Source organism: Rhodoferax sp. AJA081-3, from assembly GCF_017798165.1.
In the GTDB taxonomy this organism is placed as follows: domain Bacteria; phylum Pseudomonadota; class Gammaproteobacteria; order Burkholderiales; family Burkholderiaceae_C; genus Allorhodoferax.
In genome coordinates this window covers 4,594,364-4,617,533 of sequence record NZ_CP059068.1, presented here as the reverse complement: position 1 = coordinate 4,617,533, position 23,170 = coordinate 4,594,364, and the positions used below count along the sequence as shown (strand labels likewise).

Below are 23,170 nucleotides of genomic sequence, written 5' to 3'. Positions count from 1 at the left end.
GTGACCCCCATACAAAACGCCGACCTCCACTGCCATTCCACGGTATCGGACGGCACCCTCACCCCCGAAGCCGTGGCCGAACGCGCCCGTGCCAACGGCGTGGAACTGTGGGCGCTGACCGACCACGACGAGGTTGGTGGCCAGGCCCGGGCCCTGGCTGCGGCCAAGGCCTGTGGTATGCGGTATCTGACGGGCACCGAGATTTCCATCACCTTCATTGGCAAAACGGTTCACATCGTCGGGCTAGGCTTTGACGCCACCAACACCGACCTGGTTGAGGGTCTGCGCCGCACCCGGGGCGGCCGCGATGTGCGTGCTATGGAAATGGCCGATGGCCTGGCCAAGGTCGGTATCAAAGGCGCTTACGAGGGGGCGCTCAAATTTGTGGGCAACCCAGAGCTGATCTCCCGCACCCATTTCGCACGGTTTTTGATCGAATCCGGCGTGTGCCGCGACACCAACGAGGTGTTCCGCAAGTTCCTGATCGAAGGCAAACCCGGTTTTGTGCCGCACCGCTGGGCATCGCTCAAAGACGCCGTGACCTGGATCACTGGCGCGGGTGGCATGGCCATCATCGCCCACCCGGCGCGGTACAAGTTCACGCCCAATGAAGAGTTTGCGCTGTTCACCGAGTTCAAGAGCCTGGGCGGCCAGGGCGTTGAAGTAGTGACCGGCAGCCATTCGGTAGCCGAATACAGCGTCTATGCCGACACCGCCCGCGAATTCGGTCTGGCCGCATCCCGCGGCAGCGATTTCCACAGCCCGGACGAAAGCCATACCGAACTCGGCACCCTGCCCTTCTTGCCAGCCAACCTGACCCCGGTGTGGGACTTGTTGTCGTCTCGCATCCAATAAAGCGGTTCTGGTATGGCGCAGTTCTTTGAAGTCCACCCGGACAACCCCCAAGCGCGGCTTTTGAAGCAAGCTGTGGCCCTGCTCGAAAAGGGCGGCATCCTGGCCGTGCCCACCGACTCCAGCTACGCCCTGGTCTGCCACCTGGACGACAAAGGTGCAGTGGACAACCTGCGCCGCATCCGCGGGGTGGATGACAAACACCACCTGACCCTGCTGTGCCGCGACCTGAGCGAACTGGCCAGTTATGCACGGGTAGACAACGCCCAGTACCGCCTGCTCAAGTCCGCAACACCCGGCCCGTACACCTTCATACTGGAAGCCAGCAAGGAAGTACCGCGCCGCGTGAGCCACCCCTCACGCAAGACCATTGGCCTGCGCGTGCCGGAGCACACAGTGCTACAAGAGCTGCTAGCCCTCTACGGTTCTGCGTTGTTAGCTACTACTTTGATAGCGCCTGGCGAGGCCCAACCGATGAACGACGCCCACGAGATCCGCGAGCGTTTCGAGAAAGTGATCTCCGGCGTCATAGACGCGGGTGCCTGCCCATTGGAGCCCACCACCGTGGTGGACCTGACCGATACCGAACCCCAACTGATACGCCAGGGCCGTGGCGATCTGGCCCGCCTGGGCCTATAGGCAACACAACGCGTAACAGAACGATCACATGGACTTTGGCAATCTGATCCAGCAAGCCGCACTGCTGGCAATCCCCCTGATTCTGGCAATCACGCTATCCGAGGCCGCACGCGGCCACATGGCGTACTGGCAGGGCGACAAGACCGGCTGGAGCCAGGGGCGACACACCTGGAATCCGGCCAACCACATCGCACCCATCGAAACCATCGTCATTCCCATGGCGTTGTTCTTCCTGACGAGTGGCGCCTTCATCTTCGGCAGCGCCAAACCCGTACCTATTGACTACCGCAACTTACGCGGCCACAAGCAGGGTGCCATCTGGGTGGAAATGGCCAGCCCCATAGCGCTATTTGTGATGGCATTGCTGTGGTACATCGCCTTGGCCATGCTGACCGCCTTTGGGGTGCAGGAAGTCTTCTTCATTCAATCCTGCAAGGCAGGCGTCATGGTGTGTTTGAGCCTGTTTGCATTTCAGCTGCTGCCCGTTCCGCCTTTGGCGGGAGGCCGCATCCTGCTCTTCGCGCTGCCGCCGAAATATGGAATGCAATTGGCGAGGATTGAACCTTGGAGCATGTGGATCATTCTGGCGCTGGCTTTCTTTCAAATTCTGGGACCAATATGGATGACACCCATCCGCAACCTGGCCCTGGCGGTGCTGCAATTGCTGACCACACCTCTGATCTACCTGTTCAACTGATAGTGTCTATGTCCCTACCGACCACCCGTTTCCTCACCGGCATCACCACCTCCGGCACACCCCACCTGGGTAACTACGTCGGCTCCATCCGCCCATCGGTGCGGGCCAGCCTCACAGCCGGTGTGGAGAGTTTCTACTTTCTGGCCGACTACCACGCCCTCATCAAGATAGACGAACCAGCCCGCATCCAGCGCTCCACACTGGAGATTGCGGCCAGTTGGCTGGCCGCGGGCCTGGACCCTGAGCGTGTCACGTTTTACCGCCAATCTGACATTCCCGAAATCCCCGAGCTGGCCTGGTTTTTGACCTGTGTCACGGGCAAGGGTGTGCTCAACCGCGCACACGCTTACAAAGCGTCGGTGGACAAGAACACGGCCGCCGGCCAGGACCCCGATGCGGATGTGACCGCGGGCCTGTTCATGTACCCCGTGCTGATGGGCGCTGACATTCTGATGTTCAACGCACACAAGGTGCCGGTGGGGCGCGACCAGATCCAGCACATCGAGATGGCGCGTGACATGGCCAACAGCTTCAACCACCGCTACGGCGAGCACTTTGTGCCGCCGCAGGCCGAGATTGAAGAGTCGGTAGCCACCTTGCCCGGTCTGGATGGCCGCAAGATGAGCAAGAGTTATGACAACACCATTCCGCTGTTTGCAACACGGGACCAGTTGAAGAAGCTGATTGCTGGCATCGTGACCGACTCACGCGCGCCGGGTGAAGCCAAAGACACCGAAGGTTCGGCCCTGTTCCAGATTTACCAGGCGTTCGCCAGCGAAGAAGAAACCCAGACCCTGCGAAAGGCCTACGCCGATGGTATTGCCTGGGGCGATGCCAAACAGATACTGCTGGAACGTATCGACCGCGAGATCGCGCCCATGCGCGAGACCTACCAGGACCTGATGAACCACCCGGCCAAGATCGAAGCGATTCTGCTGGCCGGTGCCGCCAAGGCCCGCAAACAGGCAACCCCCTTCATGGCCAGCTTGCGCCACGCCGTGGGCCTGCGCAAGCTGGGCGACCAGGCACAAGCCACAACCGCGAAAGTGGCCAAGGCCGCATTGCCCAGCTTCAAACAATACCGCGAGGCCGATGGCCAGTTCCGCTTCAAATTTGTGGATGCCCAAGGGCGTCTGCTGTTGCAGAGCCTGGGCTTTGCGTCACCCAAGGATGCGGGCCAGGCGATTGCGCAGTTGCAACGGGATGGTGCCGCAGCCCTGACAACACTGGCGGCCCAATTGGAGCCCTTGGCTGTTGACGCTACGGTAGTGGGCGCGGCGCTGGAACTGCTGGCTGTTGGAACTTAAAGAGGCCTGGCGCGCTCACAGGCACGCTGCATTTGTTTTGCCGCGTTGCCCATCAACATCCCATTATTTCTACAACCGAAAATGACACCACGCGCACTCTTGCTCCCTATCCTCCTCTCACTGACCACCTATGGTGCGCAGGCTTCCGCAGCCGTGGAGAGTGAAACCCTGGCATCCGGCGTTGTGATTACACACACCATAGTAGGCACCGGCCCCATGCCCACTGCGGCAGACCGCGTGAAAGTGCACTACCGGGGTACCTTGCTGGATGGGACGGAATTCGACAGCTCTTACAAGCGCAACGAGCCCGCGGTGTTTCCGCTGGGTATGGTGATCCGCTGCTGGACGCAGGGGTTGCAAAAAATCAAGGTTGGCGGCAAAGCCAAGCTGACCTGCCCCGCCGCTACCGCCTATGGCGAGCGGGGTGCAGGCGCTTTGGTGCCGCCCAATTCAACGCTGAACTTCGATGTCGAATTGCTCGCCATCGAAAGGTAAAAGCTGGGCCTGCTCGGCTCAGCGCTTCATGGCTTGACCCGAGCCCACCGCCGCCGCCCAGGAAAACACGCTGTTGGCGCAGACGCTGAATGCCTGGCTCTGGTTTTGCGAGCGGCCACCCGCGCAGTCTTTACCGTACTGCGTGATGACATAGTGGGTGCAGGTCACCTGCTTACCCGGGCCCAGATTGGCGGAGGCGCGCAGCGCACGGACCGTGCCCTGGGCTTCCAATTTGGCTAGGCGATTGCGGGTGGAAATTTCGGGTGCGCTGACGTAATGCGCAACATCCTTGATCGGGATGGGCTCGCTCAGTGTTGCGAGGTGGCGCAGAATGTCCAATGACTCGGGCCACTGCTCGACAGGAATATTTCGGTTGGAGTGCTTGGTCATACAGCCGCCTTTAGTTTGAGTTAACAAATAAAGGGCGACGCAACATCGAAAATTTTGACCACTTTCGATGGCAACCCCGCTGGCAAACGACTCAAAAGTCATGTAGCCCGGAGCTTTGCGTCCTTGACTTTCGTCAAGTTTGCCCTTGCCAGATTTGCTCTTTCGAGCCGCCTCGCTGGCTGCGAGAGGCAGTACCCCTAATGGAAAGCACTACCGCTAACTTGAATATTACTTGCACCTCGGGATATTTGCAAGCAGATGTTACAACTCGGTACCAAAAGCCTGGAGATGGCACTTCGGCGTACACCGACCGGTAAAATTTACCCACCAAACCAGCCGTGAGCTGGTATTTTTTTGTGGGGAGGAAAAACAAATGGTTTTACAAAACGTACGCCGCTGGGCAACTGGAGCCGCCTTGTGTGCGGCGCTGGGTTTACCCATGGGCGCCTGGGCGCAAGAGCTGGTCGACGTGGTCAAGGCGGCCGCAGCGGCCAAAGATCCGTCGGAAAAGGCCTTCTACCAGGATCTGGCCGACATGCACCGCAAATTGGCCGGCGCCAGCGGTCTTACCCTGCGCCTATTCGTTTCGGACGAGGAAGACGTCAATGCCTACGCCACCGAGCAAAAAGGTGAACGCTGGGTGGTGTTGAACTGGGGCTTGCTGGAAGCCTTGCAGCACGACCGCGACGCCATTGCCGCCGTGCTGGCGCACGAATACGCCCACCACGGCAAGGAACACATCAGCAAAACCAAGTCCACCGAAGGTGTACTCGGCGTCCTGGGTGCCATTGCCGGCGCAGCCATCAACTACAAGTTGGGCACTTCACAACTGGGCCATACCGTAGGACGCACCGGCGCCAAGGTCTTGTCCAGCTCCTTCTCCCGCGACCAGGAACGCGAGGCCGACACCCAGGGCCTTGAGTGGGCCATCGCCGCCGGTTACAACCCCATGGGTGCCGTACGGCTGCAGAAGAAGCTGCTGGAACTGGCGGGTAATGACGACAGCTTCTCGCTGTTCCGCACCCACCCGCCCTCCAAAGACCGCGCCGCCGAGCTGGAGGCCCTGATCGCCAAAAACGATCTGGCCAAACCCCTGCTGGGCCAGCCCCTGGTCGCGCTGAACCTGCCGCAGGACAGTGAAGAAGAGGAGAAAGAAACCACCTCCGCGCCGAATGCCGCCGGTCGTATGGCACTGGCTGCGCCCAGCGCCGCGTCGCTGGTGCCCATACAGGGCTTCAGCCTGGAGCGTTACGCTGCCTACGTGAATGAGTTGGCCGCAGCCCCGGATAACCAACACGCCAAGGTCTACGCCAAATTCAAACTGACCGAAGCCAGCGCCGGCAAGTTGACCGAGGCCTGGGTGAAACGTATGCAGGAAGACAGCGCCCTGGCCGTGCAATACGGCATCGTCTACCTGGAGACAGCCATCGGCCCGTTTGCAAACCATGCCAAGGCCGCAGCCGAAGCCCAGCGCACCGGCAAGGCCGTGGCGGGCGAGGCGCCGATTCCGCAATCGGACTGGATTGAACTGAGCAAGAGCCAAACCGCCGCCTTCACCAACAACAAGGACTACAAAGTGGCGGCTGAAGAGTTTGGCAAGGCCACGCGCGCCAAGGGCTACAGCCCCTACGACTTTCACCTGGCCAGCACCTGGTGGTTCACCCTGGCCCGCCAAAAGGCCAGTGCTGGCGACACCAGCCTGTTGCAAAAGCTGCACGGCAACGGCTGACCCTGCACAAAAGAAAACGGTCTGTGCTATTGATTAGATAGCTACAGACCGTTGTCACTGGAGGAAGAGGAGGGATTCGAACCCTCGGTACCTTGCGGTACGCCTGATTTCGAGTCAGGTACATTCGACCACTCTGCCACTCTTCCTGATTAGTTGCTTCGTTTGGACGAAGCCAAGATTCTATCAGGGTCTGAGGGTCACCATGCCGCCCAAGTAAGGGCGCAGGGCTTCTGGCACCGTGACCGAGCCATCCGCGTTCTGGTAGTTCTCCAGCACGGCCACCAGCGTGCGGCCTACGGCCAGGCCGGAGCCGTTCAGCGTGTGCAGCAGTTCGTTCTTACCCTGGGCATTCTTGTAACGGGCCTGCAGGCGGCGCGACTGGAAGGCTTCGCAGTTGGAGACCGAGCTGATTTCGCGGAAGGTGTTTTGCGCAGGCAGCCAGACTTCCAGGTCATAGGTCTTGGTCGCGCCAAAACCCATGTCGCCGGTGCACAGGCTCATCACGCGGTAGGGCAAGCCCAGCTTTTGCAACACGGCTTCGGCGTGGCCCACCATGGCGTCCAGCGCTTCGTAGCTGGTATCGGGGTGCACGATTTGCACCATCTCCACCTTGTCGAACTGGTGCTGGCGGATCAGGCCACGGGTGTCGCGCCCGGCGCTACCGGCCTCGGAGCGGAAGCAGGGCGTGTGGGCGGTCAACTTGATCGGCAGATCGGCCTCGGCCACGACGGTGTCGCGCACAAAATTGGTCAGCGGCACTTCGCTGGTGGGGATCAGGTACAGCGCGGTATGGTCTGGCTGGGCTTCGCCCTCCTGGCCGCCCTTTTTTGCGGCAAACAAATCGCCTTCGAACTTGGGCAGTTGGCCCGTGCCCTTCAGCGACTCACCATTCACGGCGTAGGGCACATAACACTCGGTGTAGCCGTGCTCTTGGGTCTGCAGGTCCAGCATGAACTGGCTCAAGGCGCGGTGCATGCGGGCAACCGGCCCCTTCATGACCGTGAAGCGTGAGCCCGACAGCTTGACACCCATTTCAAAGTCCAGGCCCAGCGGTGTGCCGATGTCCACGTGGTCTTTGATATCGAAGTCAAAAGCGGCCGGGGTGCCCCAGCGGCGCACTTCCACATTGCCGTGTTCGTCTTCACCCACGGGCACAGATTCGTGTGGCAGGTTGGGAACTGCCAACAGCAGGGTCTGCATCTCGGCCTGGATCACGTCCAAGCGCGTGGCAGAAGTTTCCAGCTCGGTCTTCAAGCCCGCCACCTCGGCCATTACGGCATCGACCTCGGCCGGTGTGCCCTTGGCCTTCAGCATGCCGATTTGTTTGGACAGGGTGTTGCGCTTGCTCTGAAGTTCTTCGGTGCGGATCTGGATGGTCTTGCGCTCCGCTTCCAGCGCCTTGAAGGTATCCACATCCAGGAAGGCCTGGGGGTTCTTGCGGGTTTGCAGGCGGGCGACGACCGAATCCAGGTCTTTGCGCAGCAGGTTGATGTCTAACATGGTTTTACCAATTCTCTTTGAGTCAAATAGGGCTCTAGCCCCCGAATACATTATGCAATACGCTATATAAACTATAGCATTTCGAAGGCGATTCAGGCCTCCATCCGCAAACCCTTGGGCAGCGGAAACTTGGTGGTTTCTTCGATACCGTCCATCTTGCGCACGGACACGGCGCCCAGCGCGCGGATGCGGTCAATCACCTCTCGCACCAGAATCTCCGGGGCCGAGGCGCCGGCGGTCAGGCCCACGCGGCTCTTGCCTTTGAACCAGTCGGTTTGCAACTCGGCAGCGCTGTCGACCATATAACTCTCGACGCCCAGCTTGCGCGCCAGCTCGGCCAGGCGGTTGCTGTTGGACGATGTGGGGCTGCCCACCACAATCACGATGTCCACCTGGGGCGACATGATCTTGATCGCGTCCTGGCGGTTTTGGGTGGCGTAACAAATGTCCTGCTGCTTGGGTGCCCGCACATCGGGAAAACGCGCCTTCACAGCGGCGGCAATCTCAGCAGCGTCGTCCACGCTGAGTGTGGTCTGGGTCACCACGGCCAGCTTGGTGGTCTGCGACGGGTTGATGCGTGCGACGTCGGCCACGTCTTCCACCAGGTGGATGCCACTGTCGAGCTGGCCCATGGTGCCTTCCACCTCGGGGTGGCCCTTGTGGCCGATCATGATGAATTCATAACCCTCTTTGTGCAGCTTGGCCACTTCCACATGCACCTTGCTGACGAGCGGGCAGGTGGCGTCAAAAATCTGGAAGCCGCGGGCTTCGGCCTCCAGCTGGATGGCCCTGGACACACCGTGTGCAGAAAAAACGAGGGTAGCCCCCGGCGGTACGTCATCGAGTGCTTCAATAAAGATAGCACCCTTCTCCTTGAGGTCGTTCACCACATAGGTGTTGTGCACGATCTCGTGGCGTACGTAGATGGGGCGGCCGAATTTTTGCAGCGCGCGCTCCACGATCTCGATGGCGCGATCGACACCGGCGCAAAAGCCGCGGGGCTCGGCGAGCAGGATTTCCGAAGTTGGTGCCGTGTTCATAAGATGCCGATCAACTGCACTTCAAAAACCACCGGCTGTCCGGCCAGCGGGTGGTTGAAGTCAAACTGCACACCCCTGCCCTCGGCCACCTGCAGCACCACGCCGGCAAACTGGCCCTGGCCGTCCGGGGTGGGGAACTGCACCACGTCGCCCGCGGCGTATTGTTCGTTGGGGTCGCCCAGGGATTTGAGCTCCTTGCTGGAGAGCCACTGCTGCATCTCGGGGTTGCGCTCACCAAAGGCAGCGCCGGCGGGCAGCTCAAACGTGCGGCGGGTGCCATCTTCCATGCCGATTAGGCAGGTTTCGACGGCGGGGGACAGTTCTCCGGTGCCCAGCGTCAGCGTGGCGGGGGAGCCGCCAAAGGTATTGATCACGTCGCCTGCCGGGCCGCTCAGGCGGTAATGCAGGGTGAGGAAGGAGCCTGGCTGTACGCAGGTCGCGGTCGTTGTGGTCATAAGGGTCTCTGTGGGTGCTGCCGGGCCGCAGAGCGGGGGCAAGCATTAAACTGCCCTCTATTGTAGAAACCCGGCCAAAGCCCCCGGCCGCGCCCTCCCATACCATGCCCCTGAAAGACCTGCCCCCCGACGCCCGGCCGCGTGAAAAGCTGCTGGCGCGCGGCCCCGGCGCATTGAGCGACGCCGAATTGTTGGCCCTGCTGCTGCGCACCGGCATCCAGGGCAAGGGTGTACTGCAGATGGCGGATGAGCTGCTGCACCTCAAAAAAGATAGCACCCCAGGCAATACTGACGGGGGCTTCGATGGTATTTCGGGTTTACTCCACGCCACGGCGGACGATTTGAAGCGCGTCAAGGGCCTGGGGCCAGCCAAACGGGCTGAACTGGTGGCCGTGCTGGAGCTGGCGCGCCGGGCCATGGCCCAGCAGCTGAAGGAGCGCACGGTGTTTGCCGACCCCGACACCATCAAGCATTATTTAAAGCTGCATTTGGCGGCCAAGGGCCACGAAGTGTTTGCCGTGTTGTTTCTGGATGCGCAGAACCGCCTGCTTGCGATGGAGGAGCTGTTTCGCGGCACCCTCACCCAGACCAGCGTCTATCCGCGCGAGGTGGCCGTGCGCGCCCTGCACCACCAGGCCAGCGCCGTGGTGCTGGCCCACAACCACCCCAGCGGCACCGTGCAACCCTCGCGCGCGGACGAGGCGCTGACACAAACGCTCAAATCCGCGCTGGCCCTGCTGGACATACGCGTGCTGGACCACATCATCGTGGGGCCGGGTCAGGCGCTGTCTATGGCCGAAAAAGGCCTGTTGTGACCGCCACGCCAAAACCCTTCAAGGTGGGGTCACTGGCAGATCTCAAGCAGGTCAAGAAGGAAATCGCTGCCCAGGCCGAACGCGCAGCCCAGGCGGCCGCCCAAAAGGCCCTGGAGGCCAAACGTGCCCGCGAACACCGCAGCCTGTTCCAGGCGGCCGTGGGCCAGGTGCAGCGCCTGCCGGAGCCACGCGTCGCCAACCTCAGGCCCAGCCCTCCACCGCCCACACCCGTGCAACACCTGCTGGACGAAGCGGCGGCCTACACCGAATCCATCAGCGACGAGGTGGACATCACCACCCTGCTAGAGACCGACGAGCGCCTGAGCTTCCGCCGCCCCGGCGTGGGGCCAGATGTGACCTACAAGCTACGCCGTGGCAAATGGAGCATCCAGCGCCAGATCGACCTGCACGGCCTGCGCACCGACGATGCGCGCGAGGCCCTGGGCGCTTTCATCCGCGAGGCGCACAAGCAAGGCATACGCTGCGTGCGGGTGGTCACCGGCAAGGGCCTGGGCTCACCCGGCAAGGCGCCGGTGCTCAAGGACAAGGTGCACCGCTGGTTGGTGCAACGCGCAGAGATCGTGGCCTTTGTGCAGGCACCACCGGCGCAAGGGGGTGCCGGGGCCCTGGTGGTGCTGTTGCAGCCCTTGCGTGCGCTGTAAAGGCCCTGCGTTGCCCCGTACACTGCAGGCCTTTCGTTCCACAGGCAGATAACAGGTAGGTTTATGAAGTTAAAAATGGCGAAAAACTCCCTCTTTGCGGTGCTGCTGCGCTCGCCATGGTGGTACAGCCTGCTGATTGTGGTGGGTTTTGCCATCGCCGCCCGTGCACTGCTGCCAGAGCCCTATGTGGTGGTGGGCATCATGGGCGCTTTCCCCTTTGTGGTGATCGCCGCCATGAGCGCCTGGCGGCAGTGGAAGTTGCCCAATCCCCAGAAGGTATCGGACGCGCTGGCCCGCGCGGCCACCATGTCGTGGGCCGATTTTGCGAGCACGCTGGAGAAAGCCTTTACTGCACAAGGCTACGCCGTCACCCGCATCAACAGCCCCGCGGCCGACCTGCAGTTGACTAAAAACGGCGCTGTAACGTTGGTGAGCTGCAAACGCTGGAAAGCCGCCAGCCATGGTGTGGAAGCCTTGCGTGCGCTGCAGCAGGCGCAGCAGGCCCAGGGCGCACAACACGCCCACTACATCAGCCTGGCCAATGTGACCGACAATGCCCGGCGTTTTGCGCAGGAGCACGGCATGGTGCTGATTGCTTCCAGCGAGCTGGGCGCTCTGATAGTGGAGGTGATGTGATGTCCGACCACCCTATTCGCGCAGAAACGATTCGCCTGGTGGTGCTGGGCCTGCTGGTAGTGGCACTGGGCAGTGCGGTGGCCCTGGTGCTGGCGCCGTTTGTGGTCTCCATGCTGTGGGCTGGCATCTTGGCGTTTGCCACCTGGCCGCTGTATGCACGCCTGCTGCAGTGGACGGGCGGGCGCGATTGGGCCAGCGCCCTGTGCATGACCCTGCTGATGGCCGCCCTGGTGGTCTTGCCCACGTTGTGGCTGCTGTACCTGCTGCGCTCCGATGTCAGCGTGCTGGCCGACTACCTGGCGCACGAGCTGCAAGCCGGGCGCCTGCACCCGCCGGCCTTTGTGGCGTCGCTGCCCATCGTGGGGCCGGAGCTGATGGCCTGGCTCGATGCCGTGCTGGCTGAACCCCAGCGCTGGCAAACCGAACTCAAGGCTCTGCTGGGCAAGCTGGATACCGAGCTGTGGACCCTGCTGGGCGGTGTGGGCAAAAACATCGTCAAACTGGGCATTTCACTCTTCACCCTGTTCTTTGCCTACTTGCACGGCCTGAGCCTGCTGGAGCAGGCGCGCTCCGTGCTCAAAGGCCTGCTACGCGAGCGCACCGATGGCTACGTCAACGCCGTGGGCAATACCACGCGCGCCGTGGTGTACGGCATTGTGCTGACCGCGCTGGTGCAGGCGCTGGTGGCCGGCCTGGGCTACTGGGTGGCCGGCCTGCCCGCACCCGCCACGCTGATGGCTGTAACGGGTCTGGTGGCGCTGATTCCCTTTGGCACCCCCCTGGTCTGGGGTGGTGCGGCGATGTGGCTGCTGTTCACGGGCCAGACCACGGCTGGCATAGGGCTGTTGTTGTGGGGCGTGTTGGTAGTGTCCTGGGTGGACAACATTGTGCGGCCCATCATGCTGTCACGCGGCAGCGACATTCCCTTCATCCTGGCCCTGTTTGGCGTGCTGGGCGGGCTGGCGGCGTTTGGGCTAGTCGGCTTGTTCCTGGGCCCTGTGATTCTGGCCGTGGCGCTGGCGGTGTGGCGCGAGTGGTTGTAAACGTGTGATAGCCCGGGCCAGGGCTTAGTGCACCAGGCGCACGGCGGCAATTGCCAGCCAGCCGAGCACAAAGTTGAGGATGACCAGGCGGTTGATTTGTGCGGCGGCCTGGGCGGCAACGGGCAATTCGGATGCCGCCAAAGCGCGCTTGAATTTGCGAAAGCCCGCAAAGTAGATGTGGCCAAACACCAGCACCATGGCCACCCCAATGCCAAACATCAGGTTCCAGCCCAGCGGCACACTGCCCGTTCCGGTCGCCGCCTTCGCCGCCCGGAATGCACTGGTGTAGAGGTGGCTGCCAGTGAACAGCAAGACCACAATCGCCCCCAGCACCAGGTTAAAAAACCGGCGCCACACGGCACCCATCAGCCGCGCCCGCACCGGGGGCTCCAGCACCTCCAGCGCTGCAGGCCGCAGGGCCAACAGCATAAAGGTCATGCCCCCCATCCACACGATGCCAGCGACCAGATGGAGGAGTTTGATGGTGTCGTACATAGGGGCGGTGGCGCACTCTGCGCAGGCGGTTGGAGATGGGCGATTGTGGCAGCAGCGCCGCGGCGTGGACAATACACCCCAGCGCCACACATGAATACTCCCATCTGATATGCCCACCGTCCCCCGACACTCATTGCCGCCGCCCGCCAACATCATCGTGTTGAACGGAACGTCCAGCTCCGGCAAAAGCTCTTTGGCGCGGGCCCTGCAGGCACGCCGGGGCAGACCCATCCAGCACCTGCAACTCGATGCCTTTCGCCGCATGGAACCTAACGACTACTGGGAGGCCTGGAACGAACAAGACCCTGTGCTGGTGGCACTGAAACATGCAGCCCTGTGCCGCGCCATGCACGCCGCACTGTCAGAGTATGTGCGCCATGGCATCGACGTGATTTTTGACACCGTGCTGTGGCACCGTGAAGACTGGCGTTACCTGCTGGAAGACCTGGACGGGCTGCCGGTTTACCTGGTGGGTGTCAACTGTGCTTTGGAAGAACTGACGCGTCGCGAACAGGACCGTGGCGACCGGGAGATCGGCCTGGCGGCGGGCCAGTTCAAAACCATCCACATGGGCAAGGTGTATGACTTCCAGGTTGACACCACCGCGGCGACCACCGAGCAGTGCGCGGGTGACGTGCTGGCCTGGCTGGACACCCAACCCGAGCCCAGGGCTTTCAGGGCGGTGCAGGCCAGCTTCGGGATTGCCCTGCAAGCGGATAGCTACCATCCGCAAACTGCTTGCCAAACTTCCACAACAGCCACTACCCATTAAATCCATGCGCCCCATCTCTGCCCTGATTCTCAGCCTCGCCTTTGTCCTTCCACATGTTGCATTCGCAGCCTCCCCATCGGAGGCGCTGGGCACCTGCCTGGTCGACAACACCACCGGCAAAGACCGCAAGGAACTGGCCCGCTGGATATTCATGGCGATGACCGCACATCCCGACATCCGCGAACTCTCGGCAGCAACCGAAGAACAAACCATCCAGTCGAACAAAAACATGGCCAATCTGGTCACCCGCCTGCTCACCGAGAACTGCACGGCCGAGGTACGGGCTGCAAGGAGCGAAGGCGGCGGTGCTAACACCAATATGTTCCAGGCCTTCAAATCACTGGGTGAGGTGGCGATGCAGGAGTTGATGGGCAACCGCAGTGTGGCCAAGTCCGTTGGGGACTACGTGCAGTACCTGGACAAAAAGAAGATAGAAGGCGTTTTGAGTACCAAGTGAGCGGGCCAAACCACGGCTCACACCACTACAAACAAGGCATCACCACATGTTGATTCGACGACTCACTCCTTTCCTGCTACTCATTCCCACGGCTTTTGCAACTGCTGGGGAAAATGCCATGTCGCGCGTCGAACAGTCTTGCCTGAAATACCCCACCCCCGAGGCACGCGCCAACTGCGAGAGCAAGAAGAAGGAAACGATGGCGGCATTTGAGAAGGAAGAGAAGGCCAAGAAACAGGCGGCAGACGCTGATGGCCCGAAGAAGAATAACGACCTGTGCTTCACGCGCAAGGCAACGGGCGAAGTGGTCTGCCCGAATTGAGAGGGCAGGGTCGAACGAACCCAGCCTCCCTACAAAAGCTATCAATGTAATAGCATACTACCCAATTAATACGGGGGCTACAGCCCGATTTGAAGCTCAAGCATTTCCTCAGCCGTAAACACCCGAGACCGCGTGTGAAAGGCCTTGCCTTCCGACCCCTCCAATGAAAACGTGCCACCGTGGCCATCGACCACGTCGATGATGAGTTGGGTGTGTTTCCAGTATTCGTACTGGCCTTTGCCAATGTAGAACGGGCAACCGCCAATCTCGCCCAGGTACACATCACCCGCGCCCATGGTGATCTCGCCGGGCAGGTAGCAGTTGGCGACGCTGTTGTCGCAGCAGCCGCCACTTTGGTGGAACATCAGCTGCGGCCCGTGTTTGGTTTTGAGGAAGGCCACCAGTTCCAGAGCGGCTTGGGTGGCTATGACTTTGTCGACCATGGTTTTTATCTCCTGGTGGCGTTCGGCATTGTTGGCGCTCGCAGCTTCGTGGACTGTGTGGGCAGCCACCTCATACTGGGATACCAGAAATCGGTGTCTGCCCACACAGTCCACGAAGCCGGGTGCCTGGAGCTCCACCGTCGTATTGCACTACACAAAAGCCACGTGGATTCCCAAAGGGCGCACACCGATTTCTGGTACCCCAGTATGAGGTGGGCGCCCTTTGGGAATCCGCGTGGCGGCCCCTCCGGTGAGAAGGGGCTTTATTGGCTGGTTAGAAGAACCCCAACTTTGCTTCGCTGTAGCTCACCAGCAGGTTCTTGGTCTGTTGGTAATGGTCCAGCATGACCTTGTGGGTCTCGCGGCCAATGCCTGATTCCTTGTAGCCGCCAAACGCCGCATGTGCGGGATAGGCGTGGTAGCAGTTGGTCCACACGCGCCCCGCCTTGATGGCGCGGCCCATGCGGTAGGCCACGTTGCCATTGCGACTCCACACACCAGCGCCCAGTCCGTAGAGCGTGTCATTGGCAATCTCCAACGCCTCGGCTTCGTCCTTGAACGTGGTCACGGCCAGCACGGGGCCAAAGATTTCTTCCTGAAAGATACGCATCTTGTTGTGGCCCTTGAACAGCGTGGGCTGCACGTAGTAACCACCGGCTAGGTCGCCACCCAGATGGGCCTGCGCACCGCCTATCAGCACCTCGGCGCCCTCTTGTTTGCCCAGGTCCAGGTACGACAAAATTTTGGTCATCTGCTCTTTGGAGGCCTGCGCGCCGAGCATGGTGTCGGTGTCCAGCGGGCTGCCTTGCACAATGGCCGCCACGCGTTTGAGCACCTTGGCCATGAACTTGTCGTAGATCGATTCCTGGATCAGCGCGCGGCTGGGGCAGGTGCAGACCTCGCCCTGGTTGAAGGCGAACAACACCATGCCTTCAATGGCCTTATCCAGAAAGCCATCGTCCTTGTCCATCACATCGGCAAAGAAAATATTGGGCGACTTGCCGCCCAGTTCCAGCGTAGCGGGGATCAGGTTGTTGGCGGCGGCTTGCGCAATCACGCGGCCCGTGGATGTAGAACCCGTAAACGCAATCTTGGCAATGCGTTTGCTCTGGGCCAGCGGCATGCCCGCCTCGCGGCCATAACCGTTGACGATGTTCAGCACACCGGGTGGCAGCAGGTCGGCAATCAGCTCGGCCACAATCAAAATGCTGATGGGGGTGGACTCTGCCGGCTTGAGCACCACACAGTTGCCCGCACCCAGGGCGGGCGCCAGTTTCCAGGCCGCCATCAGGATGGGGAAGTTCCACGGAATGATCTGCCCCACCACACCCAGCGGCTCCTGAAAGTGGTAGGCCACGGTGTTCTCGTCGATGTTGCTCAAGGCGCCTTCTTGTGACCGCAGGCAACCAGCGAAGTAGCGGAAGTGGTCCACTGTGAGGGGGATGTCGGCATTCAGCGTTTCACGGATGGGTTTGCCGTTGTCCACCGTTTCGGCATAGGCCAGCAGTTCCAGATTGGCCTCGATGCGGTCGGCAATCTTGAGCAGGATATTGGAGCGGGTGGCCGCATCGGTCTTGCCCCAGGCATCGGCCGCGGCGTGGGCGGCGTCCAGCGCAAGTTCAATGTCCGCCGCGGTGGAGCGGGCGGCACGGGTGTAGGGCTTGCCGGTGACCGGGGTGATGACCTCGAAGTATTCACCCTTGGCCGGTGGAACAAATTTGCCACCGATAAAGTTGTCGTATTGCGCCTTGAATTGCAGGGGTGCTTCGGGCGAACCGGGTTTTGCGTACAGCATGTGGGTTGTCTCCAGATTGTTTTGAAATGTTGGTCACGAAGCCGCAGGCTTTGGGGGCGCCGCGGTTACGTGCACACTGCTTTGCAGGCTGCGTGCCAGCGTGGCGTTTGCGCACAAAACGGCGGCAAAGGCGAAATTTGAGTGCGTGCGATGGCCGTGCTGCCGCCCTGGCGCTGTCACACCTGCGCAGCTCTGGCGCACCCACTGTGTCAAAACGGAACAGGTGTTGCGCCAAACGGGTTGAAGTGGCGTTTGGCGCTGGCGCACAATGCCAGAAAAACAGGAGACAAGGCCCATGCCCGCACCCGCATTGCAGGAACGCTCGGTACCCAGCCAGCTGCGTGAAGCCCGCCGCCAGTTGGTCAGCCAGGGGCGCCTGCCCACCGACCTGATTCAGAGCGACCTGGCGCGCTCCTGGCTGCGCTGCTGGCAGGCCGGTTTGCAACCCGTAGGGCGCATGCCGGGTGCACCCAATGCATCGGGCGCACAACTAACCCGCGCACTGGAGCGCCAGCGCGAGTTGATCGCCCACGCCCACCCGGTGATGGAATTCCTGCACGAGCAAACCCGCGGCACGGACAGCATGAGCATCCTGGCCGGGCCCGATGGCATGTTGCTGCACACACTGGGCGATCCGCAGTTCATAGGCCGCGCCGAACGTGTGGCCCTGCGCCTGGGGGCCACCTGGCACGAGCAGTTTCGCGGCACCAACGCCATTGGCACGGCGCTGGCCGAAGAACATGCCGTGGTGGTGCACGCAGCCGAACACTACCTGGAGCGCAACGGATTCTTGACCTGCGCTGCCGTGCCCATTTTGGACCCCAAGGGCCGCATCCTGGGTGCGCTGGATGTGTCGGGTGACCACCGCGGCTACCACCGCCACACGCTGGGCCTGGTGCGCTCGGCCGCACGCATGATCGAACACCGCTTGTTTGATACACGACACGACACCCGCCAATGGAGCGGCCTGCGCCTGCGTTTGCACCACCAGCCCGAAGGCATAGGCACGGTGGCCGAGGGCCTGCTGGCCGTGACTGAGGACGGCATGCTGGTAGGCGCCAATGCGGCTGCGCTGGAGCTGCTGGGTCTGACCTGGAAAAGCCTGCTGGTGACGCCGGTGCACACCGTACTGGCAGAGTCCATGGACCAGTTGATGGACTGGGGCCAGCGCTCTAGCGCCACACCCCACGTGGTGCACACCGCCAACGGGCATGCCGCCTGGGTGCGGGTGGAGGCGGGTCGCCTGTCGCACCCTGCACGCCATGGCCGCGTCACCGATATTCGCCCCGTGCAGGATGTGCCCACAGCACCCAGCACCGATGCACTCGCCGCGCTGGACACGGGTGATGCTGTCTTCCACGCCGCCATCAGCCGCGCACGCAAGCTGCTGGGCAAACCCATTGCCATATTGCTGCAAGGTGAATCGGGCGTGGGCAAGGAAGTGTTTGCCCGCGCCGCCCACCAGAGCGGTCCACGGCGTGACCAGCCCTTTGTGGCCGTCAACTGCGCCGCCCTGCCCGAAAATTTGATCGAAGCCGAACTGTTTGGTTACCAGAGTGGCGCCTTCACCGGCGCACGGCGCGAAGGTGCACCGGGCCGTATCCGCGAGGCCCATGGCGGCACCCTGTTTCTGGACGAGATTGGGGACATGCCCTTGTCACTGCAAGCGCGGTTGCTGCGCGTGTTGCAGGAACGCATGGTGGTGCCACTGGGCGGGGGCAAACCGGTGGCAGTGGACTTTTGCCTGGTCTGCGCCACGCACCGCGACTTGCCCGCGGAGATGTTGGCTGGGCGCTTTCGCGAAGACCTGTACTACCGCCTCAACGGCCTGACGCTGCGCCTGCCACCACTGCGCGAACGCAGCGACCTGCAGCACCTGCTGCAGCGCGAGCTACACACACTGGTGCCCGAACGCAACGTTTGCATCGCCCCCGACCTGCTGCAGGCCCTGCAGGCCTACCGCTGGCCGGGCAACCTGCGCCAGTTGATCAACGCGCTGCGCACCGCCTGTGCGCTGCTGGATGCAGACGACGACACCATCAGCTGGGAGCATTTGCCGGATGATCTGTTGCAGGCGCTGCGGCAACCCCATGCGGTTGCAGAAGACGCCGCGCCAGACACCGGTTTGGCCGCTGATCTGCGCACGCAATCCCGCCAGGCCATAGAGCGCAGCGTGGCGCAGTGCGGAGGCAATCTGTCGGAGGCGGCGCGGCTTTTGGGCATCAGCCGCAACACGCTGTACCGCAAACTCCGCTCGGAACCTTAAGCGCGCGTCACCGCATCAATCCCCAGCACACAGGCATCCTTAGCGCCGTGGCCGGCGGCAATCAGCTGGTCCATGCGGGCGGCGATGGAGGGCAACACGGCCAGTGGGCGGCTACCAGCGGTCTCCAGCATCAGGCGCACATCTTTGCGCGCCATGTCCAGCTCGAAGCTGGCCTCCCAATTGGCCTTGGCCATGTTGACACCGCGCCCCGCCACCATGCCGTTCAGGTCCAGCAGGCCCAACAGCTTGACCGCATCTTGCGGGTCTACATCGCTGGCCTGGGCCAGGGTCAGGATGTCGGCCATGGCGGCGGACACACCAATGATCATGGCATTGCCAAACAGCTTGTTCACTGCGGCCAAGTCGCTGCGCTCACCCATGAACTCCAGCCGTGTGGTCATGGCTGCCAATGCAGTCTGCACCCGCGTAAACAAGGCCTTGGGGCCCGCCACCATCATGGAACCCTGTGCTTTATATACGCGGCGGGGCCCATGAAGACCGGGCAATGTAAGTAGTTGACACCTTGGGCCGCCAGGCGTGCGGCGCGTGCGGCTGTTAACGCTGGCAAGGTGGTGGTGTGGTCTAGCACGATAGCGTCGGGCGCCAAGCCCGGCAGCGCGGCCGCTACAACAGCATCCACCACCGCATCGTCCTTCAGCACCAGGTGCACGCGGGTGGCGCCGCGTACTGCATCCGCTGCGGTAGCCGCGGCCTTGATGCCAAAGGGGGCCAAGGCTGCCACCTTGTCGGCGGAGCGGTTCCATGCGGTGACCGTGTCGCCGCGTTGGGCTGCCGCCTCGGCCAGCGCACCGCCCAATAGTCCTGTACCTAAAAACGCAATGTTCGCCATGGTGGGTCGATCCTGAAAAGAAATAAGACCCCGTATTGTGTGCTGTGGGCACGTAGTGCTCTATTACAAAATCTGATGCATAGCGTTATGCCAAACTGGCTCATGCGGCTCTGGGGTGCGGCGTCATAATCCGGCCATGCCGTTCAGCACCGTCAGCCGCATGCGCTTCAGCCGACAGCTGACCACCATCGTCAGCGTGGCAATTTTTGGTCTGGCGCTGTTTTCTTCGTTGACTACGTCGTATGAAGCCAGCCGGCGGATGAAGTCCTACCTGATAGAGCAGGGCCAGCAGATCGCGCAAAACCTCGCGGGCCAAAGCACACTGGCCCTGCTCTACCACTCGGCCGACAACGCCGAGACTGCACTCAAAACCACATTGGCCTTTCCCGATGTGTTGCAGGTCCGCATTCTGGACGCCAATGGCAAGGTCCTGGCCAGCCAGGTCAAGGGCAACACCCCCGCACAGGCGCGAACCCTGCCCCAGGGTGACTCCACACCCACACCAGCGCAGTGGGAAACTGGCGAAGAGTTGTACTTTGCGGTGCCGGTGCACAGTGAACCATCGCAAAACTCCCCCTTCGAGGTGGATGAGCCAAAACAAACGCTGTTGGGCAGTGTGCAGGTGGTGGTGGGCAAGGGCAGCCTGAACCGCCTGGTCTTCTCCTTGTTTGTCGGCAACCTGCTGGTAACACTGGCCTTTGCCAGCCTGCTGCTGTGGCTGATCCAGCGGGCCACGGGGCAACTGATGCGCCCCCTGGTGGACCTCTCCCAACTGATGCACCGCGCCGAGAACGGCGAGTCCAACATGCGTGCCAAGCCGGAAGGGCCGCGCGACATTGCAGAGATGAGCATCGCCTTCAACAAGATGATGGACGTGCTGGAAGAACGCGAGTTCCAGCTGGAGCAACGTGTGCAGCGGCGCACGCTCAAGCTGGAGCAGGCCAACCAGGAGCTGGAGACCACGCTGGCCACCATCAAGAACATGCAGACCGAGTTGCACCGCTCGGAAAAGATGGCGGCCCTGGGCTCCCTGGTGGCCGGTGTGGCCCATGAGTTGAATACGCCCATTGGCAACTGTGTGACCGTGGCCAGCGCCATGAAGGACCAAGCCCGAAGCCTGCTGAAGGATATGCAGGAAGGCAATATGCGCCGCTCCACGCTGGAGCGCACCCTGAACGACAGTGCCGAAGGGGCCGACATTCTGGTGCGCAACCTGGACCGGGCTGCAGAGCTGATAGGCAGTTTCAAACGGGTGGCCGTGGACCGCTCCAGCAACCTGCGCCGTCACTTCGACCTGGCTCAGAACCTGTCCGAGATCCTGATCACGCTGGAGCCCATGTACAAGAAAAAGCCCTATGCCATGCAATGCGCGCTGGCCGAGGGCATCACCATGGACAGTTACCCCGGGCCGCTGGGCCAGGTCGTCACCAACTTCATCAGCAATGCGCTGGCCCACGGCTTTGAAGGGCGCAGCAGCGGCACCATGCGACTGAGTTGCCGGCCCCTGGACGACGAACGGGTGGAGATTGCCTTTAGCGACGATGGTATTGGCATTCCTGCGCAGCACCAGGCCCGGGTGTTTGATCCCTTTTTCACCACCAAGCTGGGGCAAGGCGGATCGGGCCTGGGGATGAATATTGTCTACAACATCGTCACCGGCATCATGGGCGGAAAGATCGAACTGCACAGCAGCCAAGAGACCGGCACCACCTTTACGCTGACGCTGCCGCGCTGTGCGCCCCAACTGTCTGTGTAGAGCGGTTCAAGAGGGCGTAGCAAAACAAACCGTATTGCCCCCGGCCTTCTTGGCCTGGTACATGGCCGCATCGGCCCATTTGAGAATGTCGGCCGTGCTGGCCTGTGGCCCTGCAAACAGGGCCACACCAATGCTGGCACTGCACTGGTGCTGCACCAGCACGTCAGGCTGGCCAGCGTGCACAACGGTCATCAGGTAGGGGGCTGCCAGCAGCGCGCGCACTTTTTCTGCCACCGCCTGGGCTTGCGCATGGGCAATAACGGGGTCTGCGTGCAAATCACTCAAAACCACCACAAATTCGTCCCCGCCAAAACGGGCCACCGTATCGGCCTGGCGCACACAACTGCTCAGACGTGCGGCCACTTCTATCAGCAACAGGTCACCCACCTCGTGGCCATGTGCGTCGTTGAGCGGCTTGAAGTGGTCCAGATCCAGAAACATCAGTGCGCAGTACACACCACCGCGGGCACTGGCCGCCAGGGCCTGGCTCAAGCGGTCATTGAGCAACAGGCGATTGGGAAGATGGGTCAGGGGGTCGTGGAAGGCCACCTCCCGCACCTGGGCCTCCACCTGTTTGCGCTCGGCCACCTCGGCCTCCAGCGCCCGGGCCGATGCCTGCAAGCCATCGGTCATGGCGTTGAAGGCATTGGCCACTTCGGCCACTTCGCAGGGTCCCTGGCTGGCCGCGCGTGCCAGGCGGTTGCCGCCCTGCACGGCCCGCGCCGTCTGGACCAAGGCCACGATGGGCTCGCTGATGCGCCGGGCCATGGCCAGCGCCAGCAGCACCAGCACGACCAATGCCAAAAGTGCAACCGCCGCCGTTGCCAAAGCGCGCTGTTTGGCTGCCGCATACACCCGGTCGGTCGGCACCCCGACAAAGGCCACCCAACCCACCTCGGGCATGGGCACCACAGAAAAATACCGCACCACTCCATCCACGGCCAAGCTTTCGAACTCGCCATCCCGCAGCGCCACGATTTTTCGGGCGGCCTCGGCGTCAGGGCGCGTGCCAATCACCCCCTCAGGGTCCAGGTTGCGCCAGACCATGATGCCGTCGTCCTGGAAAAAGCCGTAACGGCTGCCCTGGGGCAGGTCGTCTGCGGGGATGTTGGGGTCAAAGGCTTTGAGTTCAATGGGCAGCTGCACCGAGCCCACCATTTCGTGTTGGGCGTTCCAGATGGGCGTTGCCAACACCGACACCCACTTTCCAGTGATGGGTCCCAAGAATGGCTCGCCCACGGTGAAGCGGCGGTTGTCCAACAGGCGCTTGAACCAGGGGGTGTTGCCGATGTTGACCAGCTTGCCGCCAGGCTGCGATACGGCCGAGCAGACCACCACACCTTCAAGGTTGGTGTAGACGGCGTTGGCGTAGTCGGGGTTCAGATTGACCAGATCGGCCAGGATAGGGTCGCAGTTTTTCGGGTCCAGCGCCTGCACCATGGGGCGCAGCGCCAGGCGTTCCAGCGTGCGGCTGGCATTGGCGATCTTGCCCCCGGTGTTGCTGGCCATGGTCTTGGCCAGCGTGCGCAGCGCACTCTTGGTGTGGGCCACGGCCTGCTGCATCTGCCCTACGATCTCCAGCCCGATAGCGGCCACCAGCGGCACGGCCAGCGCCAGTACCAAAACCAGCAGATGCGCCCGTATGGAAGCCGCCTTCCTCAGCCCCAAGCCCGATGAATGTGGTTGTGCCATGCGAACCCCAGCCCCTGCGCAAAAAATTGCGCTGCAGTCAGGATACCCCTTCCCGGCTGTTT

25 protein-coding genes, 1 tRNA gene and 1 riboswitch are annotated in these 23,170 nt (G+C 62.0%); of the genes, 15 read left to right on the top strand and 11 right to left on the bottom strand.

Features of this window, described 5'->3' with window-relative positions:
- From HZ993_RS21630 to HZ993_RS21610, 5 genes are all read left to right on the top strand, one after another.
- Complete coding sequence (locus HZ993_RS21630) at nt 1-855, top strand: 3',5'-nucleoside bisphosphate phosphatase (RefSeq protein WP_209394761.1); 855 nt, start codon at nt 1-3, stop codon at nt 853-855.
- Nucleotides 856-867: 12 nt separating this feature from the next.
- Nucleotides 868-1,491 carry an L-threonylcarbamoyladenylate synthase gene (locus HZ993_RS21625; RefSeq protein ID WP_209394760.1) on the top strand — a complete coding sequence of 208 codons (624 nt, stop codon included), beginning with the start codon at nt 868-870 and terminating at the stop codon, nt 1,489-1,491.
- A gap of 28 nt (nt 1,492-1,519) precedes the next feature.
- On the top strand, nt 1,520-2,188 hold the full coding sequence (locus HZ993_RS21620) for a site-2 protease family protein (protein WP_209394759.1): 669 nt from the start codon (nt 1,520-1,522) through the stop codon (nt 2,186-2,188).
- A gap of 8 nt (nt 2,189-2,196) precedes the next feature.
- Entirely contained in the window at nt 2,197-3,495 is a 1,299-nt protein-coding gene (locus tag HZ993_RS21615) for a tryptophan--tRNA ligase (RefSeq protein WP_209394758.1), read from the top strand.
- Between the two features lie 81 nt (nt 3,496-3,576).
- Entirely contained in the window at nt 3,577-3,990 is a 414-nt protein-coding gene (locus HZ993_RS21610) for an FKBP-type peptidyl-prolyl cis-trans isomerase (RefSeq protein WP_209394757.1), read from the top strand.
- A gap of 18 nt (nt 3,991-4,008) precedes the next feature.
- On the opposite strand, the gene HZ993_RS21605 is transcribed toward HZ993_RS21610, so the two are convergent.
- Nucleotides 4,009-4,380 (bottom strand): hypothetical protein, encoded by a 372-nt coding sequence (locus HZ993_RS21605; RefSeq protein ID WP_209394756.1) that lies wholly within the window; start codon nt 4,378-4,380, stop codon nt 4,009-4,011.
- Nucleotides 4,381-4,446: 66 nt separating this feature from the next.
- A riboswitch (cyclic di-GMP riboswitch) is annotated at nt 4,447-4,534 on the bottom strand.
- A gap of 219 nt (nt 4,535-4,753) precedes the next feature.
- Between HZ993_RS21605 and HZ993_RS21600 the strand changes: the two genes are divergently transcribed.
- Nucleotides 4,754-6,109: a M48 family metalloprotease gene (locus HZ993_RS21600; protein ID WP_209394755.1), complete on the top strand. Its 1,356-nt coding sequence runs from the start codon at nt 4,754-4,756 to the stop codon at nt 6,107-6,109.
- A gap of 58 nt (nt 6,110-6,167) precedes the next feature.
- Here the strand turns inward: HZ993_RS21600 and HZ993_RS21595 are convergent.
- From HZ993_RS21595 to HZ993_RS21580, 4 genes are all read right to left on the bottom strand, one after another.
- A tRNA-Ser gene (locus HZ993_RS21595) sits at nt 6,168-6,255 on the bottom strand.
- Between the two features lie 37 nt (nt 6,256-6,292).
- Nucleotides 6,293-7,609, bottom strand: a complete 1,317-nt coding sequence (serS, locus tag HZ993_RS21590; RefSeq protein ID WP_209394754.1) for a serine--tRNA ligase — start codon at nt 7,607-7,609, stop codon at nt 6,293-6,295.
- 92 nt (nt 7,610-7,701) lie between these two features.
- The gene (ispH, locus tag HZ993_RS21585) at nt 7,702-8,649 is read right to left on the bottom strand and encodes a 4-hydroxy-3-methylbut-2-enyl diphosphate reductase (RefSeq protein WP_209394753.1); all 948 of its coding nucleotides are present in this window, start codon (nt 8,647-8,649) and stop codon (nt 7,702-7,704) included.
- Complete coding sequence (locus tag HZ993_RS21580; protein ID WP_209394752.1) at nt 8,646-9,104, bottom strand: peptidylprolyl isomerase; 459 nt, start codon at nt 9,102-9,104, stop codon at nt 8,646-8,648. Before HZ993_RS21580 ends, ispH begins: the two co-directional genes overlap by 4 nt.
- Before the next feature lie 104 nt (nt 9,105-9,208).
- Between HZ993_RS21580 and radC the strand changes: the two genes are divergently transcribed.
- The 4 genes from radC (at nt 9,209) to HZ993_RS21560 (ending at nt 12,260) form a co-directional block, all read left to right on the top strand.
- Nucleotides 9,209-9,919: a DNA repair protein RadC gene (gene radC, locus HZ993_RS21575; RefSeq protein WP_209394751.1), complete on the top strand. Its 711-nt coding sequence runs from the start codon at nt 9,209-9,211 to the stop codon at nt 9,917-9,919.
- Nucleotides 9,916-10,581 carry a Smr/MutS family protein gene (locus HZ993_RS21570; RefSeq protein WP_209394750.1) on the top strand — a complete coding sequence of 222 codons (666 nt, stop codon included), beginning with the start codon at nt 9,916-9,918 and terminating at the stop codon, nt 10,579-10,581. Before radC ends, HZ993_RS21570 begins: the two co-directional genes overlap by 4 nt.
- 75 nt (nt 10,582-10,656) lie before the next feature.
- Complete coding sequence (locus HZ993_RS21565) at nt 10,657-11,217, top strand: restriction endonuclease (RefSeq protein ID WP_245213719.1); 561 nt, start codon at nt 10,657-10,659, stop codon at nt 11,215-11,217.
- Nucleotides 11,217-12,260, top strand: coding sequence for an AI-2E family transporter (locus HZ993_RS21560; protein ID WP_209394748.1), 1,044 nt, complete (start codon nt 11,217-11,219; stop codon nt 12,258-12,260). The genes HZ993_RS21565 and HZ993_RS21560 overlap by 1 nt, the downstream gene beginning before the upstream one ends.
- 24 nt (nt 12,261-12,284) lie before the next feature.
- Here the strand turns inward: HZ993_RS21560 and HZ993_RS21555 are convergent, their stop codons facing one another.
- Nucleotides 12,285-12,755 carry a hypothetical protein gene (locus HZ993_RS21555; protein ID WP_209394747.1) on the bottom strand — a complete coding sequence of 157 codons (471 nt, stop codon included), beginning with the start codon at nt 12,753-12,755 and terminating at the stop codon, nt 12,285-12,287.
- 109 nt (nt 12,756-12,864) lie between these two features.
- Between HZ993_RS21555 and HZ993_RS21550 the strand changes: the two genes are divergently transcribed.
- Genes HZ993_RS21550 through HZ993_RS21540 form a run of 3 tightly spaced genes read left to right on the top strand, consistent with a single transcriptional unit; the run spans nt 12,865 to nt 14,306 of the window.
- The gene (locus tag HZ993_RS21550) at nt 12,865-13,527 is read left to right on the top strand and encodes a chloramphenicol phosphotransferase CPT family protein (protein WP_209394746.1); all 663 of its coding nucleotides are present in this window, start codon (nt 12,865-12,867) and stop codon (nt 13,525-13,527) included.
- A gap of 4 nt (nt 13,528-13,531) precedes the next feature.
- Nucleotides 13,532-13,984, top strand: coding sequence for a hypothetical protein (locus HZ993_RS21545; RefSeq protein ID WP_209394745.1), 453 nt, complete (start codon nt 13,532-13,534; stop codon nt 13,982-13,984).
- A gap of 46 nt (nt 13,985-14,030) precedes the next feature.
- The gene (locus tag HZ993_RS21540; RefSeq protein ID WP_209394744.1) at nt 14,031-14,306 is read left to right on the top strand and encodes a hypothetical protein; all 276 of its coding nucleotides are present in this window, start codon (nt 14,031-14,033) and stop codon (nt 14,304-14,306) included.
- A gap of 77 nt (nt 14,307-14,383) precedes the next feature.
- Here HZ993_RS21540 and HZ993_RS21535 read toward each other — a convergent pair whose 3' ends face one another.
- Both HZ993_RS21535 and HZ993_RS21530 read right to left on the bottom strand, forming a co-directional pair.
- On the bottom strand, nt 14,384-14,749 hold the full coding sequence (locus HZ993_RS21535; protein ID WP_209394743.1) for a DUF779 domain-containing protein: 366 nt from the start codon (nt 14,747-14,749) through the stop codon (nt 14,384-14,386).
- A 274-nt stretch (nt 14,750-15,023) separates the two neighbouring features.
- Nucleotides 15,024-16,544, bottom strand: a complete 1,521-nt coding sequence (locus tag HZ993_RS21530) for an aldehyde dehydrogenase family protein (protein ID WP_209394742.1) — start codon at nt 16,542-16,544, stop codon at nt 15,024-15,026.
- Nucleotides 16,545-16,839: 295 nt separating this feature from the next.
- Here HZ993_RS21530 and HZ993_RS21525 point away from each other — a divergent pair, with 295 nt between their 5' ends.
- Nucleotides 16,840-18,810 carry a sigma-54-dependent Fis family transcriptional regulator gene (locus HZ993_RS21525; protein WP_209394741.1) on the top strand — a complete coding sequence of 657 codons (1,971 nt, stop codon included), beginning with the start codon at nt 16,840-16,842 and terminating at the stop codon, nt 18,808-18,810.
- On the opposite strand, the gene HZ993_RS24720 is transcribed toward HZ993_RS21525, so the two are convergent.
- Nucleotides 18,807-19,268, bottom strand: a complete 462-nt coding sequence (locus HZ993_RS24720; RefSeq protein WP_245213718.1) for a hypothetical protein — start codon at nt 19,266-19,268, stop codon at nt 18,807-18,809. The genes HZ993_RS21525 and HZ993_RS24720 overlap by 4 nt on opposite strands.
- Nucleotides 19,265-19,660 (bottom strand): NAD(P)-binding domain-containing protein, encoded by a 396-nt coding sequence (locus HZ993_RS24715; RefSeq protein WP_245213717.1) that lies wholly within the window; start codon nt 19,658-19,660, stop codon nt 19,265-19,267. Before HZ993_RS24715 ends, HZ993_RS24720 begins: the two co-directional genes overlap by 4 nt.
- A 136-nt stretch (nt 19,661-19,796) precedes the next feature.
- Here HZ993_RS24715 and HZ993_RS21515 point away from each other — a divergent pair, with 136 nt between their 5' ends.
- Complete coding sequence (locus tag HZ993_RS21515; RefSeq protein ID WP_209394740.1) at nt 19,797-21,416, top strand: sensor histidine kinase; 1,620 nt, start codon at nt 19,797-19,799, stop codon at nt 21,414-21,416.
- A gap of 6 nt (nt 21,417-21,422) precedes the next feature.
- Here the strand turns inward: HZ993_RS21515 and HZ993_RS21510 are convergent, their stop codons facing one another.
- Entirely contained in the window at nt 21,423-23,108 is a 1,686-nt protein-coding gene (locus HZ993_RS21510; RefSeq protein ID WP_209394739.1) for a diguanylate cyclase domain-containing protein, read from the bottom strand.
- Nucleotides 23,109-23,170 lie beyond the last annotated feature (62 nt).